Genomic DNA, 16,806 nt, shown 5'->3' with positions numbered 1-16,806 from the left:
CATTCCATGAGTTGGGCTGTTCAGTTCCACGACGACATCGGCAAGAGCCGCCGAGCCGTTTCCTCCGACAGCGCGCCGCAGTTCGATCCGGCACGCACCACCCTATTGTGCCTGTCGCATCTGCGCTGGAGCTTTGTCTACCAACGCCCGCAGCACCTGATGTCACGCTTTGCCGGCGACTGCAATGTGCTGTTCTGGGAAGAGCCCATCGCCTGCCATGAATCCGAACCCTGGTTGCAGGTGCGTGGCGAAGAAGGCGGCCTGCATGTGCTGGTGCCACGCCTGCCGGCCGGGTGCACGGGCGAGGATGCGGTGCAGGCGCAGCGCCAGTTGCTGGATGGCTACCTGGCCGAGCTTGGCGTGGGCGATCTGCTGCTGTGGTACTACACGCCGATGAGTCTGAGCTTCAGTGCGCATCTGCGTGCGCGCGCAATCGTCTACGACTGCATGGACGAGCTGTCGGCATTTGCCGGTGCGCCACCCGAGCTGGTACAGCGCGAGCGCGAACTGCTGCAACGCGCCGACGTGGTGTTCACCGGTGGCTACAGCATCTGGGAGGCCAAGCGTGCACTGCACGCCAACATTCATGCGTTTCCCAGCAGCGTGGACGTGGCGCATTTTGCCGCCGCACGCCAGCCGCAGCAGGAACCGGCCGACCAGGCCGCCGTCCCGCACCCGCGCCTGGGCTTCTATGGCGTGATCGACGAGCGCTTCGATGTGGCCCTGCTGCGCGATATCGCCAGGCAGCGGCCGCAGTGGCAGTTCGTGATGATCGGGCCGGTGGTCAAGATCGCCGCGTCCGACCTGCCGCAGGCCGCCAACATCCATTATCTCGGCGGCAAGACGTATGACGCGCTGCCCGGCTATCTGTCCGGTTGGCAGGTGGCGCTGATGCCGTTCGCAATGAACGCCTCAACACGTTTCATCAGCCCGACCAAGACCCCGGAATACCTGGCCGGCGGCTGCCCGGTGGTGTCCACGCCGATCCACGATGTGGTGCGCACCTATGGCGACACCGGCGTGGTGCGTATTGCCGACACCGCTGCGGCCTTCGTGGCCGCCTGCGAGGACGCGCTGCGCGACGGCAGCGACCGCGCGCAGCTGCTGGACACCGCCGACCATGTGTTGGGCGAGATGTCCTGGGACCACACCCATGCCTTGATGCAGGAGAAACTCACGTGGAAGCAATGACACCGTCGGGCACCGTCCCGCTGGCGAGCACGCGCGTGCTCGGCGGCACCCGGCGCGGATTCGACTACCTGATCATCGGCGCGGGCTTTGCCGGCAGCGTGCTGGCCGAGCGTCTGGCCGCAGGTCTGGGCAAGCGCGTGCTGGTGGTCGACCGCCGCCCGCATATCGGTGGCAATGCCTACGACTTCCATGACGACGCCGGGGTGCTGATCCATCGCTACGGCCCGCATATCTTCCACACCAATGCGCAGCGCATCGTGGATTACCTGTCCAGCTTCACCCAGTGGCGGCCCTACGAGCACCGCGTGCTGGCGCAGGTGGGCGAGCAGCAGGTGCCGATCCCGATCAACATGACCACCTTGAACCGGCTCTACGGCCTGCAGCTCACCACCGAGGACGCCGCTGCCGCGTTCCTGGCCAGCCGCGCCGAGCCGGTGGCCGACATCCAGACCAGCGAGGATGTGGTGATCAACCAGGTGGGCCGCGAGCTGTACGAAACCTTCTTCCAGGGCTATACGCGCAAGCAATGGGGCCTGGATCCGTCGCAGCTGGACAAATCGGTGACCTCGCGCGTGCCCACCCGCACCAACGACGACGACCGCTACTTCACCGACACCTTCCAGCAGATGCCGCTGCACGGCTATACGCGCATGTTCGAACGCATGCTCGATCACCCCAACATCAAAGTGATGCTCAATACCGACTACCGCGAGATCCGCGACGAGCTGGACTACGACCAGCTGGTCTACAGCGGCCCGGTGGACGAATACTTCGACCATTGCTACGGCAAGCTGCCGTATCGCTCGCTCAGGTTCGAACACAGCACCGTGGATCAGGAACAGGTTCAATCGGTGGCGACGGTCAACTACCCGGCCGAAGCTGTCGCCTACACACGCATCACCGAGTACAAGCACCTGACCGGCCAGCTGCATCCCAAGACCAGCCTCACCCGCGAGTATCCTTCGGCCGAGGGCGACCCGTATTATCCGATCCCGCGTGCGGAAAACGCCGAGCTGTACCGGCGCTACGAACGGCTGGCCGCCCAGACGCCCAATGTCACCTTCCTGGGGCGGCTGGGCACCTACAAGTACTACAACATGGATCAGGTCGTCGGCCAGGCGCTGGCCTTGTTCAAGCGCATCGAAGACGCCGAGCACCAACGCCGCGCCGAACTGATGGCCTGAGCGGCCGGATCTCACCCGGCAGAATTGCGCGGCGGTGATGCGAAGCGACGTTCCAGGCCGGCGTGGCGTGTCAATCACATTTCATTGTTCCGCCTGCAGTGCGGCGAAGATGCAGCAGGACCCCAAATGCACAGCCCCACAGTGTTCGACAGTTTTTTCATGGCGGGCTTCGAGTGTTCGACCCATCGCCGGCGCGATGGCCGCCGGCTGGATCTGATCGCCGGCACCCGGCACGACCGCTGGGCGGAAAACGACTATCGCGCCGTGTCCGCGCACGGCATGCGTACGGCGCGCGATGGCCTGCGCTGGCACCTGATCGAGCAACGGCCAGGGCAGTACGACTGGTCCAGCTTCCTGCCGATGCTGCATGCCGCCAATGCCGCCGGTACCCAGGTGATCTGGGATCTGTGCCACTACGGCTGGCCGGACGATGTGGATATCTGGACCCCGCAGTTCGTCGATCGTTTCGCGCGTTTTGCTGCCGCCGCGGCGCAATGCGTCAAGAACGCAAGCGATGCCGTGCCGTTCTACGCGCCGATCAACGAGATCTCGTTCTGGGCCTGGAATGGCGGCGACCACGCGCGCATGCATCCGAAGGCGCGCGGGCGCGGCTTCGAGCTCAAGCACCAGCTGGTACGCGCCACCATTGCCGCGATCGACGCGGTGCGACAGGTCGAACCGCGCGCGCGCTTCGTGCAGGTGGACCCGGCCATCCATGTGGCCGCCGCCAACGACCGCCCCGGCCCGCGCCGGGAAGCCGAGCGCCTGCGGGTGGCGCAATTCGAGGCCTGGGACATGATCTGCGGCAGGCAGTGGCCCGGGCTGGGCGGCGCGCCGCAGTATCTGGACATCGTCGGCCTCAACTACTACGCAGACAACCAGTGGTATCTGGGCGGTGCGCCGATCCCGCGCACGTCCGCCGACCACCGCCCGCTCTCGGCGATCATGGACGGGTTCTGGCAGCGCTATCAGCGCCCGCTGATCCTCTCCGAAACCGGTGCCGAAGGCGACAAACGTGCCGGCTGGCTTGCGCACGTCGCCAGTGAAGTGGCACTGGCCATGCAGCAGGGCGTGCCGATGGAGGGGATCTGCCTGTATCCGGTGCTGGACTATCCGGGCTGGGACAACTACCGCCATTGCCCCACCGGCCTGTTCGGCTATGCCGACGAACACGGGCAGCGCCCGCTGGACGCCGGGCTGGCCGGGCAGTTACGCCGCGAGCACGAACGCTTCGGCCTGCGTGTGCCGCAGCGGGCGCTGGCCGACATCGATACGTGAACACCATCGCGCAGCCCGCGCTGTTGCCGGACACGCCTGCGCGTTTTCTATGGCATTACATTCGCCAGCGGCCCTGGCATTTTGCCGGCTTGCTGCTGTTGATCGTCGGCGCTGCCGGCTGCGCGGTCTCGGTGCAGTACGGCATGAAGGTGCTGGTCGATGCGATGGCAGGCGACCAACGGACCGAGGCCGAGGTCTGGCTGCCGCTGGGCGTGTTCATCGGCCTGATCGCCATCGAAAACCTGCTGTGGCGGCTGGGCGGCTGGCTGGGCTGTCGCACCGTGGTGGCCAGCGTGGTGGACATCCGCGTGGATCTGTTCCGCCACCTCACCGGCCACCCGATGCGGTATTTCAGCGAGCACCTTGCCGGCGCGCTGGGCAACCGCATCACCGCACTGGGCAGCGCGGCCGGGCAGATCTATGGCGGGCTGGCCTGGAAGATCGTGCCACCGGTCGTGGACTTCATCGGCGCCATCGTGCTGCTGCTCACGGTGGACTGGCGCATGGCCGCCACCCTGGTCGGCTTTATCGCGGTGGTGGCGGCCATCATCACCAGCTTCGGCATCCGCGGCCGCGCCAAGCATCAGCGCTTTGCCGCGCAGGCCGCACGCGTGGGCGGCGAGCTGGTGGATGCAGTGTCCAATGTGTGGACGATCAAGGCGTTTGCGGCGCGCGATCGCGAAAGCGCGCGGCTGGCCGAGCAGATCGGCGACGAGGCGGTCGCCCATCGACGCAGCTGGATGTATGTGGAAAAGGCCAGGGTGATCCACGACATCTGCCTGTCGGTGATGGCCGGCGGCATGCTGATCTGGGCGATCAGCCTGTGGCGCGCCGGCACGGTGAGCGCCGGCGATGTGGTGCTGGTCAGCGCGTTGACCTTCCGCATCCTGCACGGCTCGCGCGACCTGGCGCTGACGCTGGTGGACACCACCCAGCAGATGGGCGCCATCGCCGACACGCTGCAGATCATCCTGCAACCGCATGCCATCGTCGATGCGGACACACCGCTGGCGCTGGCGCAGGGCGATGTGCGTTTCGAAGATGTGTGCTTTGCCTATCCGCAGCGTGCGGCCGTGCTGGACGGCTTGACCCTGCATATCCCTGCCGGCCAGAAGGTCGGCATCGTCGGGCCCTCCGGTGCCGGCAAGTCCACCCTGATCGCCTTGATCCAGCGCCTGGACGATGTGCAATCCGGACGCGTGCTGATCGATGGCCAGGACATCCGCAGCGTCAGCCAGGACAGCCTGCGCGAAAGGATTGCGGTGGTGCCGCAGGAGACCGCGCTGTTCAATCGCAGCATTGCCGACAACATCCGTTACGGCCGCCCGGAGGCCAGCGATGCGCAGGTGCAGGACGCCGCGCGGCATGCCTTCTGCGATGGCTTCATCCGGCAGTTGCCGCATGGCTACGACACCCAGGTCGGCGAACGCGGGGTCCTGTTGTCCGGGGGTCAACGCCAGCGCCTGGGCATCGCGCGCGCCTTTCTGAAGGACGCGCCGATCCTGATCCTGGACGAGGCCACCTCGGCGCTGGATACCGAGTCGGAAGCGGAAATCCAGGCCGCGCTGGATCACCTGATGCGCGATCGCACGGTGCTGGCGGTGGCGCACCGCCTGTCCACGGTGATCGGCTTCGATCGCATCGTGGTGCTGCAGCACGGCCGCGTGGTCGAAGATGGCAGTCCCGCGCAGCTGCGTGGACACGGTGGCGTGTTCGATGGCCTGTGGCAACGCCAGGCCGCGGGATTCGAGCAGGCGGCGCCTGACGCGTGATGACGACCGTGTTGTGCCAAGGTCGCCCGGCAACGGCTGAACCTGCGGCCTGCGGCGTACATGGGCGATGCGCGCCGTGCTTGCCCACAACGGCAACAGGCAGCCGAAGCTGCCTGTTGTCCGTGTTCACCGCATACACTGCGGTGCGCGATCAGCGATCGCGGTGATCAAGGCGCCTGGTTCACCTTGGCCCGCAGCGACTTGGCATGTTCCAGATGCTGGGCGATGGTCTGGCGTGCACGCTGCAATTCCTTGCCCAGATCACTCGATCCCGGCTCGCTGGCCAGCTGTGCGTCCAGCAACGTCAACGCCTGCTCGTGGCTGGTCACGCTGGCCTGCAGGTACTGCGTTTCGAACTCCTTGCCGTCCAGGCCTTCCAGGCGCTTGCGGGTGTCGTCGGCGCGGCTGGACGCGGCCTGCGCCAGCGTGCCGCTGCGATCGGGCGCAAAACGGCTGAGGTCGGTCAACGCTGCGCTGTGTGCCTCGTCCATCTTGCGGGCGAACTGCAACGTCTCGCCTTCAAGGCCCTTGACGACCGCCAGCTGCGCAAGCGTGCGCTCCTGCTCGTTGAACACCACCAACGCACCCAGTGCCTGCTTGCGGTCGCTGGACAGCATGGTGGCTGCACGCAGCGGGTCACCATGCGGCGGGGTGCTGCCGGCCTTCGCCGGCGCACTGAGCGACTGCTGTTGAACGTCGCGGTCGTTGTTCGTCGGGCTGGCCGTTTCACCGGTGTCGCCCTGACGACGCTGCCACGCCTTGTACGCCACGTAGCCCACCGCGCCGGCGGTCAGCATCTTGAAAATTCCCATCGTTGTCTCCTTGATTGATCGCGCCAGGCGCGGTCGTTGATTGTCGGGGTCGCATGGTCGCTGCAGGCATGAGCTGCCGGCGATCCAGCGTGGCAGTCGAGAGTGCGAGTGCGCGGGTTATCCAGACGTGACACGCGCATCAACGCCGCGTCGCCAATCGGGCGCGTCCACACCGTGCGCACGTGCCGTGCTGATGGACTTAACGGCGCGCCGCCAACACTGCACGGCGTTGCCGCATACCGACGGCCTTACGGGAGATCTTCATGCTTGCCCTCAACTACCACGGCTCACGCGATGTGCGGGTCGAAACCGTGCCGGATCCGACCCTTGTCGAACGCGACGATCTCATCCTGCGCGTCACCGCCACCGCCATCTGCGGTTCGGACCTGCATCTGTACCGCGGCAAGATTCCGGACCTGCGGCATGGCGATATTCTCGGCCATGAGTTCATGGGCATCGTCGAAGACGTCGGCCCCGATGTCACCGCGGTCAAACCCGGCGACCGTGTGGTGATCCCGTTCGTGGTGGCCTGCGGACGCTGCTTCCACTGCATGCTGCAGGAATTCTCCGCCTGCGAAACCACCAATACCGGCAAGGGCGCCGCACTCAACCACAAGGACATGCGCCCACCGGCGGCGCTGTTCGGCTTCAGCCACCTATATGGCGGTCTGTCCGGCGGGCAGGCCGAGTACGTACGCGTGCCCAAGGCCAATGTCGGGCCGTTGGTGGTGCCCGATGCATTGCACGACGAGCAGGTGCTGTTCCTATCCGACATCCTGCCGACCGGCTACCAGGCCGTCATCGACGCCGGGGTCAAGCAGGGCTCGACGGTGGCGATCTTCGGCGCCGGCCCGGTGGGCCTGATGGCTGCGGCATGCTGCCGCATGCTGGGCGCCGAGCGCATTTTCATGGTGGACCGGCATGCGTACCGGCTGGACTTCGCGTCCAAGGCCTACGGCATCATCCCGATCAACTTCGACGAGGTCGATGACCCGGCCGATGTGATCGTGTCGCAGACCGATGGCCGCGGCGTAGACGCCAGCATCGAGGCAGTGGGATTCGAGGCCGAAGGCAGCGCGATCGAAACCGCACTGACCAACCTGAAGCTGGAAGGCAGCAGCGGCGTGGCGATTCGTCAGTGCATTGCCGCAACGCGCCGCTGTGGTGTGGTCAGCGTGCCGGGCGTGTATGCCGGCTTCATCCATGCCTTCATGTTCGGCGATGCCTTCGACAAGGGCCTGAGCTTCAAGATGGGCCAGACCCATGTGCAGAAGCATATGCCGTACCTGCTGGAATGCATCGGCAATGGCGACCTCAAGCCCAGCGCGATCATCTCGCACCGCATGCCGCTGGCCGACGCCGCGCGAGGCTACGAGCTGTTCGACAAGAAGCAGGACGATTGCCGCAAGGTGGTGTTGACGCCGTAACCGTCAACAGCGCTGCAAACCCTGCAAACGCAAACGGCGCGGTCGATGACCGCGCCGTTTGCATTGCTCGTCGATGTGCGGCCTGGTCAGTCCAGCGGCTTGGCCGGCACGAACGGCGATACCGGGTCGCTGGCCGGAAAGGTTTCTTCCAGCGCATCGTCCTGCAAGGCGTCCTGTTTTTCCTTCTCGCTGCGTTGGTCGTCGTGATCGCCAGCCGAATCGGGCGCAGCTGCGTGGTTGTGGTCGGTGGTCATGGGGTCTCCTGTCGCGTGGATGCGGACCATCCAACGCTACGGTGGTCCGGCGACGGCACAGGTGAAAAACGTCTTCGCATCGGCACGACAAAGGCAACCGTTTAGGGACACCTCGGCTGCATCCAGCCACGCGGCGCGCTGCGGGCGCTGTTGGACGCTGGCAGCCGATGATCGCTGTGGATCCGGCAATCCAGGCCGTGATGCAGCGGAGCAACAAGGCATGCGTGGATGGATGCGCCCTGTGCGTTATGTCTGTCTGCGCATTGCACCGTTCGACATCGCCATCATGATCGGCATGGCGCGCGTTTATCTCCTTACCTGCCTGTCTTCTGTCGATGCCAACGTCGCAGCGTCGATGACGCACGCATACGACCGCACCATTGAGTGCCTCGACCGATGCCTCCGCGCGCGGCACCCGCACCGCAGGCCCACACGCAATGCACGCATCGCAGTGCCGACGACGCGGCCACCCAGGGCACTGCCGCAGCGCAATGCCCGTCTGCTGCATCCAAGGCAGGGGCCGGTTCACACCCCGGCACGCCCAGGGTGTATGGTGCAAGGGCGGCCGGACTCCGGTGTCGCCTTCACTCTATCTGGCCTTTTCCATCAAGAATCTCTGCGAACGCTGCGATGCCGTCTGTTGCCGGCTCACCGTCATGGTCGATCCATCCGACCGCATCCCCAACCACCTGACCAGCGTGACGCCGCAAGGCTGGCACGTGATGGCGCGTGACGAGGAAGGCTGGTGCGTGGCAATCGACGCGGCGCGCATGTGTTGTTCGATCTACGAGACGCGGCCGGCGATCTGCCGGCGTTTCGTCATGTCCGGGCCGTATTGCCGCGACGTGCGTGCCACCTACGACGACCAACGCCGGCGGGGCATTCCCTTGACGCTCTACAACGCATGAGGATTTCGCCATGAACAACTCCCGCCGTCAGTCGATGACCGTGAGCAATCAGCCAGGCAAGCCGCGGTTGTCCGAGCAGCGTCTGGCCGCCGATCTGGAGGCGTTCCAGCAATCCGGCGGCGCGATCGAGCGGCTGGGCGATACCCCGCTGCGTCGCGACAAGAAGCGTGGCGAGCCCGAGACCACGCCTGCGGTCGCCGTCAAACCGGCAGCTGCCAACGCCAAGTAAGCGTGCGCGGCGCCTGCCGGTACAACCGGCCCGCCGCAACCTGCGACCCTGGTCCTACAGCAGCTGCGCGCGATCGATCGCGCCAAGCCCTTGCGCCAGCGAGGCCATTTCATTGGCCAGGTTGATCATGTTGCCGCCGGCCTGTGCTGCGATGGCCATGATGCGCTGATAGGCATCCCAGAAGTCCGGTCCACGGCCATAGGCATCGTGGAACCCTTGCAGCTCCAGGACCAGCAGATCGGACACTTGCATGTCGGAGTGGTCCATTGCGTTCCCTCGTTGGGGGTTTCCCGGCCCGCAGCTTATACCCGTTCACCTAGCAAAACCGGCGCGATCAGACCGCCGGGGATTGAAACCTGAATTGGTTAGAGAGGGTGACCGGGGTGACATCACTGCGCAATTTCCGCCGCTGCCGCGCTGGTTGCGCCTGGCACCGTGGCGCCCCACGGCGCCAGGCAGCCGCCGGCACCTGCCGCGGAGAGGAGCCGGCTCAGCCAGCACCAGCGCGGCTGAATGCCGCCAGCCCTGCCCGCAGCCACAGGCGCTCCGGCCCTGGCGCGGGCGCCGAACCACGCACATTCCCGTGTAAAATGCGCGGTCTTTGACCGGACCAATGGCGAAAGCTGCTCCACGGGCGCCCTTGTCGGGCCCGGCGTTCATTCGCCTGCTCGCTCGCCTCACCGATGCCCACGTTGCCCAGTCCAACCATGCGCTCGCCGACCGGCTCAGCCAATGGATCGACTGGACGCGCGCGGTCGCCGTGTCCAAGGCGCTGGATGGCAAGCTGCCCGAGATCGAAGCGCTTCCCGAGACGCGCCGGCTCGACGTCGAGGCCTGCGCACGCGTGCGCACCGGGTTGGCGACCAGCAGCGTGGTCGACCTGGATGCCGTGGTCGCGCGCGTACGCCGCGATGCGCGCAGCGCCGCCGCTGCCGACAGCAACGCAGCGGCAGCCTTGCCTGCGCCCGACTATGCCCCGTTCCGCCAGCACTACCTGGCCATGCAACGCGCAATGCGCACCGCCACCGGCGACCTGCGTGGCCGCCTGCGCGACATGCTGGCCCTTGAGTCCGGGCAGATGGCGCGGCTGGCCGAGGTGGATGCGGTGATGGAGCTGACCTTGAGCCCGCGCGAGCAGACCCTGTTGAACCATGTGCCGACCCTGCTCGGTGCGCATTTCGAGCGTCTGCGCGATGCCGCGCAGGCGCCAACCCCGGCAGCCGACGGCGACGCCGCGCCACGCGCGGTCTCCGACGGCTGGCTGGATGTGTTTCGCAAAGACATGCAGAGCGTGTTGCTCGCCGAACTGGATGTCCGTTTTCACCCGATCGAAGGCCTGCTTGCAGCGCTTCGTACCCGCTAACTGGGACCTCATGTTCAGAACTCTCGTTCACCTGTGTGTGTTTGTCGTCGGCCTGTTGGCGGTTTGCTGGGTCGGCATCGGTTATCTGGGCTCCAATCCGCTGGGCGCCTGTGTCGCAGCCGTGATCGGCGCCTGCTATGTGGCCGGCGCGCTGGAGCTGTATCGCTATCGCCAGGCCAGCGCCACGCTGGACGATGCCGTTGCCGCGTTGACCACCGCACCAACGGCATTGAGCGAGTGGCTGGAGCGCCTGCATCCGAGCCTGCGCAATGCGGTGCGCCTGCGCATCAAGGGCGAGCGCGTGGCGTTGCCGGCACCGGTGCTGACACCGTACCTGGTCGGCCTGCTGGTGTTGCTGGGCATGCTCGGCACCCTGCTCGGCATGATGGCCACGCTCAAGGGCACCGGTTTTGCATTGCAGAGCGCCACCGACCTGCAGGCCATCCGCGGCTCGCTGGCCGCACCGGTGGAAGGCCTGGCGTTTGCGTTCGGCACCTCGATCGCCGGCGTGGCGACCTCCGCAATGCTGGGGCTGTTGTCGGCGCTGTGCCGGCGCGAACGGCTGCAGGCAGTGCAGCGGCTGGATCTGAAGATCGCCTCCGAGCTGCATCCGCACTCGGACGCGCACCAGCGTGGCGAAGTGTTCAAGTTGCAGCAGCAGCAGAGCGCGCTGATGCCGGCGCTGATCGATCGCCTGCAGACGCTGATGGGCAGCATCGAGCAGCAGAGCATCGCCGCCGATGAGCGCCTGGCCGCGCAGCAGGCCGAATTCCACGCCAGGAGCGAGGCGACCTATGCGCGCCTGGCCACGGCGATGGAGCACGCGTTGCAGGCCGGCGTGGCAGAAAGCGCACGCGCGGTGGGCGCGGCCCTGCAGCCGGCGATGGAAGCGACCATGACCAGCATCGCGCGCGACACCGCCGCGTTGCATGAGCGCCTCACCCACGCCGTGCAGCAGCAACTGGACGGCATCACCAGCGGCTTCCAGCACAGCGCCAGTGCCGCGGCCGCGCACTGGACCACCGCGCTTGCCACGCAGGAGCGCGCGCAGCAAGCGCTCGACACGCAGCTGCAGACCACGCTGGAGCAGCTCGCACAACAGGCCACTGCGGTGCAGGACGGCGTCAGCAGCGCCGTGCAGCAGCAACTGCACGCACTCAACGACGGCTTCCAGCACAGTGCGCAGACGGCCGCCGACCACTGGCAGGCCGCATTGGCCGCGCAGGAACGTGCGCACCTCGCCCTGACCGAGCAGTTGCAGGCCACGTTGGCGCAGATCGATCAGCGCAGCATCGCGGTGCAGGACGGCGTGAGCCACGCCGTGCAGCAGCAGTTGCACGCACTCAATGACGGCTTTGACCGCAGCACCGCCGCCGCTGCCGACCACTGGGCAGCGGTGCTCGCCGAGCAGCAGCGCGCAGGTGCCGCGTTGAGCGCGCAGTTGCATGCCACGCTCGCACAGCTCGCGCAGCAGACCACCGCGCTGCAGGACGGCGTGCACCAGGCCGTGCAGCAACAACTCGATGGCCTGAGCAGCGGCTTCGAAAGCAGCACCGCGGCGGCTGCCGCCACCTGGACCGCGGCAGTGGCCGAGCAGCAGCGCGCAAATCAGGTGCTGACGCAGGAATTGCAGGGCACGCTGAGCCAGTTCGCCAGCACCTTCGACGCACGCTCCAGCGCCCTGGTCGATGCGGTGTCCAGGCGCATGGATCAGTCCAGCAGCGAGACGGCCAGTGCCTGGAACGATGCGCTGGCGCAGCAACGCGACGCCAGCGCCGCCCTGGCGAGCCAGCACCAGGGCGCGCTGGCGGCCGCCACCGCCAGCTTCGACACGCATGCCGCCGCCCTGGTCGGCACGCTGCAGCAATCGCATACCGACCTGCAGGCCGCGCTGGAAGCGCGCGATTCCCAGCGCCTGGCGCTGTGGAGCGAGCGCTTCACCGCGATGAGCGCGGAGCTGACCACGCAGTGGGAACGCACCGGCGAACGCGTCACCCAGCAACAGCAGGCGATCTGCGACACCCTGGCCAGCACTGCCAGCGAGTTGTCCACGCAGGCGCAGGCACAGGCCAGCGCCACCATCAGCGAGGTGGCGCGCCTGATGCAGATCGCTTCCGAAGCGCCCAAGGCCGCCGCCGATGTGGTGGCCGAGCTGCGCCAGAACCTGTCCGAAAGCATGGTGCGCGACACCGCCATGCTGGAAGAACGCAGCAAGCTGCTCGCCACCCTGGACACCTTGCTCAACGCGGTCAATCACGCCTCCACCGAACAACGCGCAGCGGTGGATGCGCTGGTCACCACCTCGGCGGACCTGTTGCAGCGCGTGGGCACACAGCTCACCGAACAGATCGGCAGCGAAACCGGCAAGCTCGGCGCGGTGGCCGCGCATGTCAGTGGTAGCGCGGTGGAAGTGGCCAGCCTGGGCGAAGCCTTCGGCGTGGCGGTGCAGCTGTTCAGCGGCTCCACCAGCGAGCTCAACGCGCGCCTGCAGCACGTCGCCAGCGCCCTGGACGCCTCGCTCGCCCGCAGCGACGACCAACTGGCGTATTACGTGGCGCAGGCGCGCGAGGTGGTGGACCTCAGCATGCTGTCGCAGAAGCAGATCATCGAAGAACTGCGCCAGCTCGACCGCGGTCGCGGCGACGCCGGCGAGGCCGCTGGCGACGAGGCCAGCGCGGCATGAGCGACGAGATCGACATCGACGGCGAATCGGGCACACCGATCTGGGCCGCCTTCGGCGACCTGATGTCGGTGCTGCTGGGGGCGTTCGTGCTGATCCTGGTCGGGGTGATCGGCGTGCAGCTGCAGCTGTCCAGCCGCCTGGATGAAGAGGTCAGACAGCGCCAGGCCGAAGCGCAGCGCCGCAAGACGCTGGAGCAGGCGCTGGCCGCGCCCCTGGCCGCCGGCCGCGTGACCCTGGTCGATGGCCGCATCGGCATCCGCGGCAATGTGCTGTTCGCCTTCAATTCCGATCAGTTGCAGCCGGAAGGCCGCGAGGTGCTGAAGACACTGGCCGCGCCGTTGACCGAGTATCTGGCGGCGCGCGAGGAGATCCTGATGGTCAGCGGCTTCACCGACGACCGCCCGGTGCTGGGCGGCAACCGTCGCTACGCCGACAACTGGGAACTCTCCGCGCAACGCGCGCTCACCGTGACGCGTGCATTGATCGCCGAAGGCGTGCCGGCCGCGTCGGTGTTCGCCGCGGCCTTCGGCTCGCAGCAGCCGGTGGATTCCAATGCCGACGAGACACGCCGCGCCAGGAACCGCCGCGTGGAGATCGCGCCGATCGCGCGCCCTGCCACGTCGCGTGCGTCTTCTGCCGCCAAGCCCACAGCAGCCGCAGGCACGCGATGAGCACGCAGGCGACATCCGCGCACGCGCGCCTGCAGCGCTGGCGCAGCCAGGGTGCCGACCAGCTGGATCCGGTGCGGTTCCACCTGATGGAGACGCTGGCCGCGCGGGCCGGCACCCAGGCCGAGGCAGTGCGCCAGGTGCTGGAAGAAAAGCTGGGCAGGCTGGTCGATGCGTATGCGGCAACGGTGAAGCAAGCCGCACGCGGTCGTGTCGCCGGCAATGCCGCGCAGCCACTGCAACGCAGCGCGCTGGGCGCACTGGCCGAGCAGATGGCAGGCCATGCCGGGTTGATGGAAGTGGACAGCAGAAAGACCGCCACGGCCGACGCCACGCCGTTTCCCGAGCTGCCGGCGCTGGAGGATTTCCGTCGCACCTGGACCACGGTGCGCACCGCCAGCCAGGTGCGGCAGTCGCTGCAGGACGCCCCCAAGGACGCCGGCCCGCTCAATTCCAGCGTGCTGGTGCACCGCTGCATCAGCCTGATGCGCGAGTGCTCACCGGGCTATCTGCAGCACTTCCTCGGCTATGTCGATGCGCTGTCGTGGCTGGAACAGCTGCACAACGGTGGCGCGTTGGCCAGCGAGGACGCCGCGCCCGTGGCGCCCGGCAAGAAGCGCAGCAAGCGTCCTTCCACGCGGCGCAGCTAGCGCGAGCAATCACGCACGCTGCGCTGCACGCGCACGCGCACGCCGCTGGCGGACACCAGCATGGCGCACGCACGGTGCGGTGGCAGCCAGTCCGACGGCCTGCCGTCGTTCGCGCCCACCTGGCTCCTGCGTGGTCCATCGACCACGCAGGAGCATCGATCATCGCTCAGCGTGGCACCGCACCGCTGCTCAAAACCGCAGCCGCACACCCACCGTCCAGCTGCGCGGCGCGCCGGGATACACCCACTGCTCGCTGTAGGAGAACGCGGCGTAGCGGCGGTCGGTGAGGTTCTCGACCTTGGCATACAGGCGCAGGCGCTCGCTCAGGTCGTAATGGCCGACCAGGCGCCACACGGTGTATGCAGGCAGCACGAAGTCGGTATTGCTATCCACCGAACCCAGCCGCTCACCGGTATGCGACACGCCCACGCCCACCGCCGCACTGCGCTTGCCGGTCAACGGCTGCTCATAGTTGAGGAAGGCATTGCCGCTGAAGCGCGGCACGTTCGGAAAGCGGCGTCCCTCGGCCAGTCCGGTACCGGCGGCAGCTGCGCTGCTGCGCGTGACCTGCGAGTCGGTATAGGCCAGGCCCACCGAGGCGGCCAGACGCGGGGTCAGCCGCCCGAGCAGATCCAGCTCCACGCCCTGGCTGCGCATCTGGCCCACCGGCAGCGAAAAACTGGTGTCGGCCGGATCCAGGCTCAGCACGTTCTTCTTGTCGATGCGGAACGCGGCCAGCGTCGCTTCCAGGCCATCGCCGGGCTGCACGTATTTCAGGCCGGTTTCCAGCGAGCGGCTTTTCTCCGGCGCAAAACTCTGCCCGTCCGCCCCCACGCCGCTGTTGGGACGAAAGCCTGCCGCGGCGCTCGCATACAGCGACAGCGCCGCGTCGACATGGAAGATCACGCCGGCACGCGGGCTGACCACACCGTCGGAGGCGCGCTGCGTGGCGCCGCGCAAGTGGTTGTCGAGATCCTGCTGGTAGTGGTCGTAGCGCAGGCCGAGCAAGGCCTTCCAGCGCGCGCCCAGATCGAGCTGGTCCTGCGCATACACGCCCCACACCTGCTGGCGTTCTTCGGTGTCGGTGATCGTGGCCAGCCGCCCCGGCTGCGCAACGCCGTACTGCGGCGCAAGCACGTCGATGCTGTACGGCGTGGCCGCGGAGCGTGCGCGCTGCTGGAAGCGGCTGTCGTCGAAGCGATTGCCATCCACGCCGAACAACACATTGTGGGTGACGCCACCCATCTGCAAGCTGCCAAGCAGTTCGGCACGCGCGGCGATGTCGCGGCCCTGGTAATCGCGGTAGCGGCGCTCACGGCGCAGCGTGCGCTCGTCGGCCTGCAGCGTCCACGGTTCGGTGGAAAACCCGCGCATGCCGCTGTCGCGATAGGTCGCCCCGCCCTGCAGCGACCAGGTCTGGTTCACGCCATGCACCCCGAACACCTGGTGCCCGGTGGAATGCAGGTCGATATCGCCATCGCGCGGCTCACCCAGGAAACGCCCGGCCGGCAGCCGATTGGCATCGCCATCGATGGCGGTGACGCCGCGATCGAACGGCGCATGGATGCGCACGAATTCCAGCTCGTAGGACACCGTGGTATCGGGCGTCGGCATCCACAGCAGCGAGGGCGCCAGCAGCGTGTTGTCGCTGTCGACGGTGTCGCGGAAGCTGTGCTGATCCTTGTGCATGACATTCAGCCGATAGGCCAGGTTCTCGCCCAGCGGGCCGGTGCTATCGAGCGCAGCGCGATAGCTGTCAAAGCGCCCCGCCGACAGATCCACGCTGTGCTGCGGCTGGAACAGGGGCTTCTTGGTGACGATGTTGACCGCCCCGCCCGGCTCGCCCCGCCCGTACAACGCCGAGGCCGGGCCCTTGATCACCTCGATGCTTTGCGTGTTGGCGCCATCGCGCAGGCCGTTGTAGCCGCGGCTGGCGTTGAAGCCGTTGACCATGTAGTCCGAGCTGAAATTCGGGTCGCCGGTGAAGCCGCGCATCGAGTAGCTGTCCCACAACCCGCCCAGGTTGTTGGCCTTGGTGATGCCGCTGGCCAGCTCCAGCGCGCCGGCCAGATCGGTGACCCCGGCGTCCTCGAGCAGGGTCTGGTCCAGCACGCGCGCACTGATCGGCAGATCGCGCAGCGGCGCATCGGTCTTGGTGGCGCCGGTCACGCTCAAGGCGCGGTACGGCGTGTACTGGCTGCGCACCTGCACCGTATCCAGATCGCGCGCCTGCGGCTCGGCGGCCGCGGCTAGGGGGCTGACGCCTGCGCAGCTCAGTGCACCGAGCAAGGGCAGCGTGTTGGACAGACGGCGGCGCGGGGTGGACATCGGGCAGGACTCCTGAAGCACCCGGGCACGCTGGGCCCGGGTCGCACGTGAGACAACGA

15 protein-coding genes are annotated in these 16,806 nt (G+C 67.2%); 11 read left to right on the top strand and 4 right to left on the bottom strand.

The window, feature by feature from the left end; translation table 11 throughout:
• The first annotated feature begins 6 nt into the window (after window positions 1-6).
• The 4 genes from EO139_RS19400 (at window position 7) to EO139_RS19385 (ending at window position 5,425) form a co-directional block, all read left to right on the top strand.
• Window positions 7-1,191 carry a glycosyltransferase family 1 protein gene (locus tag EO139_RS19400; protein WP_126972050.1) on the top strand — a complete coding sequence of 395 codons (1,185 nt, stop codon included), beginning with the start codon at window positions 7-9 and terminating at the stop codon, window positions 1,189-1,191.
• Window positions 1,188-2,375 carry a UDP-galactopyranose mutase gene (gene glf, locus EO139_RS19395; RefSeq protein ID WP_164739933.1) on the top strand — a complete coding sequence of 396 codons (1,188 nt, stop codon included), beginning with the start codon at window positions 1,188-1,190 and terminating at the stop codon, window positions 2,373-2,375. Before EO139_RS19400 ends, glf begins: the two co-directional genes overlap by 4 nt.
• Before the next feature lie 126 nt (window positions 2,376-2,501).
• Window positions 2,502-3,653, top strand: coding sequence for a beta-glucosidase (locus tag EO139_RS19390; protein WP_126972046.1), 1,152 nt, complete (start codon window positions 2,502-2,504; stop codon window positions 3,651-3,653).
• Window positions 3,650-5,425: an ABC transporter ATP-binding protein gene (locus EO139_RS19385; RefSeq protein WP_126972044.1), complete on the top strand. Its 1,776-nt coding sequence runs from the start codon at window positions 3,650-3,652 to the stop codon at window positions 5,423-5,425. Before EO139_RS19390 ends, EO139_RS19385 begins: the two co-directional genes overlap by 4 nt.
• Window positions 5,426-5,592: 167 nt before the next feature.
• Here the strand turns inward: EO139_RS19385 and EO139_RS19380 are convergent, their stop codons facing one another.
• Window positions 5,593-6,237 carry a DUF4142 domain-containing protein gene (locus tag EO139_RS19380; RefSeq protein ID WP_126972042.1) on the bottom strand — a complete coding sequence of 215 codons (645 nt, stop codon included), beginning with the start codon at window positions 6,235-6,237 and terminating at the stop codon, window positions 5,593-5,595.
• A 263-nt stretch (window positions 6,238-6,500) separates the two neighbouring features.
• Between EO139_RS19380 and EO139_RS19375 the strand changes: the two genes are divergently transcribed.
• Window positions 6,501-7,664 carry a zinc-dependent alcohol dehydrogenase gene (locus tag EO139_RS19375; RefSeq protein ID WP_104583183.1) on the top strand — a complete coding sequence of 388 codons (1,164 nt, stop codon included), beginning with the start codon at window positions 6,501-6,503 and terminating at the stop codon, window positions 7,662-7,664.
• Window positions 7,665-7,750: 86 nt separating this feature from the next.
• Here EO139_RS19375 and EO139_RS21485 read toward each other — a convergent pair whose 3' ends face one another.
• A complete protein-coding gene (locus tag EO139_RS21485) occupies window positions 7,751-7,918 on the bottom strand; it encodes a hypothetical protein (protein WP_164739097.1) in 168 nt (55 codons plus the stop codon).
• Between the two features lie 491 nt (window positions 7,919-8,409).
• On the opposite strand from EO139_RS21485, the gene EO139_RS19365 reads away from it, so the two are divergent.
• Both EO139_RS19365 and EO139_RS19360 read left to right on the top strand, forming a co-directional pair.
• Window positions 8,410-8,826: a YkgJ family cysteine cluster protein gene (locus EO139_RS19365; protein ID WP_104650172.1), complete on the top strand. Its 417-nt coding sequence runs from the start codon at window positions 8,410-8,412 to the stop codon at window positions 8,824-8,826.
• Window positions 8,827-8,836: 10 nt separating this feature from the next.
• Entirely contained in the window at window positions 8,837-9,055 is a 219-nt protein-coding gene (locus EO139_RS19360) for a hypothetical protein (protein WP_104583181.1), read from the top strand.
• A gap of 54 nt (window positions 9,056-9,109) precedes the next feature.
• Here the strand turns inward: EO139_RS19360 and EO139_RS19355 are convergent, their stop codons facing one another.
• Window positions 9,110-9,322 (bottom strand): hypothetical protein, encoded by a 213-nt coding sequence (locus EO139_RS19355; RefSeq protein WP_104583180.1) that lies wholly within the window; start codon window positions 9,320-9,322, stop codon window positions 9,110-9,112.
• A gap of 346 nt (window positions 9,323-9,668) precedes the next feature.
• Between EO139_RS19355 and EO139_RS19350 the strand changes: the two genes are divergently transcribed.
• The 4 genes from EO139_RS19350 to EO139_RS19335 are packed head-to-tail and all read left to right on the top strand — an operon-like array spanning window position 9,669 to window position 14,419.
• Entirely contained in the window at window positions 9,669-10,418 is a 750-nt protein-coding gene (locus tag EO139_RS19350; RefSeq protein ID WP_164739927.1) for a DUF3348 domain-containing protein, read from the top strand.
• Window positions 10,419-10,428: 10 nt separating this feature from the next.
• Entirely contained in the window at window positions 10,429-13,101 is a 2,673-nt protein-coding gene (locus EO139_RS19345; protein ID WP_164739926.1) for a DUF802 domain-containing protein, read from the top strand.
• Entirely contained in the window at window positions 13,098-13,772 is a 675-nt protein-coding gene (locus EO139_RS19340; RefSeq protein ID WP_126972036.1) for an OmpA family protein, read from the top strand. Before EO139_RS19345 ends, EO139_RS19340 begins: the two co-directional genes overlap by 4 nt.
• Window positions 13,769-14,419, top strand: coding sequence for a DUF2894 domain-containing protein (locus tag EO139_RS19335; protein ID WP_126972034.1), 651 nt, complete (start codon window positions 13,769-13,771; stop codon window positions 14,417-14,419). Before EO139_RS19340 ends, EO139_RS19335 begins: the two co-directional genes overlap by 4 nt.
• A 189-nt stretch (window positions 14,420-14,608) precedes the next feature.
• Here EO139_RS19335 and EO139_RS19330 read toward each other — a convergent pair whose 3' ends face one another.
• Window positions 14,609-16,747 (bottom strand): TonB-dependent siderophore receptor, encoded by a 2,139-nt coding sequence (locus EO139_RS19330; protein WP_126972032.1) that lies wholly within the window; start codon window positions 16,745-16,747, stop codon window positions 14,609-14,611.
• Window positions 16,748-16,806 lie beyond the last annotated feature (59 nt).

This window comes from Xanthomonas sp. BRIP62411, assembly GCF_003993525.1.
Taxonomy (GTDB): Bacteria; Pseudomonadota; Gammaproteobacteria; order Xanthomonadales; family Xanthomonadaceae; genus Xanthomonas; species Xanthomonas euroxanthea.
The sequence above is the reverse complement of the archived record's forward strand: the minus strand, read 5'-3'. Positions and strand labels throughout refer to the sequence as shown.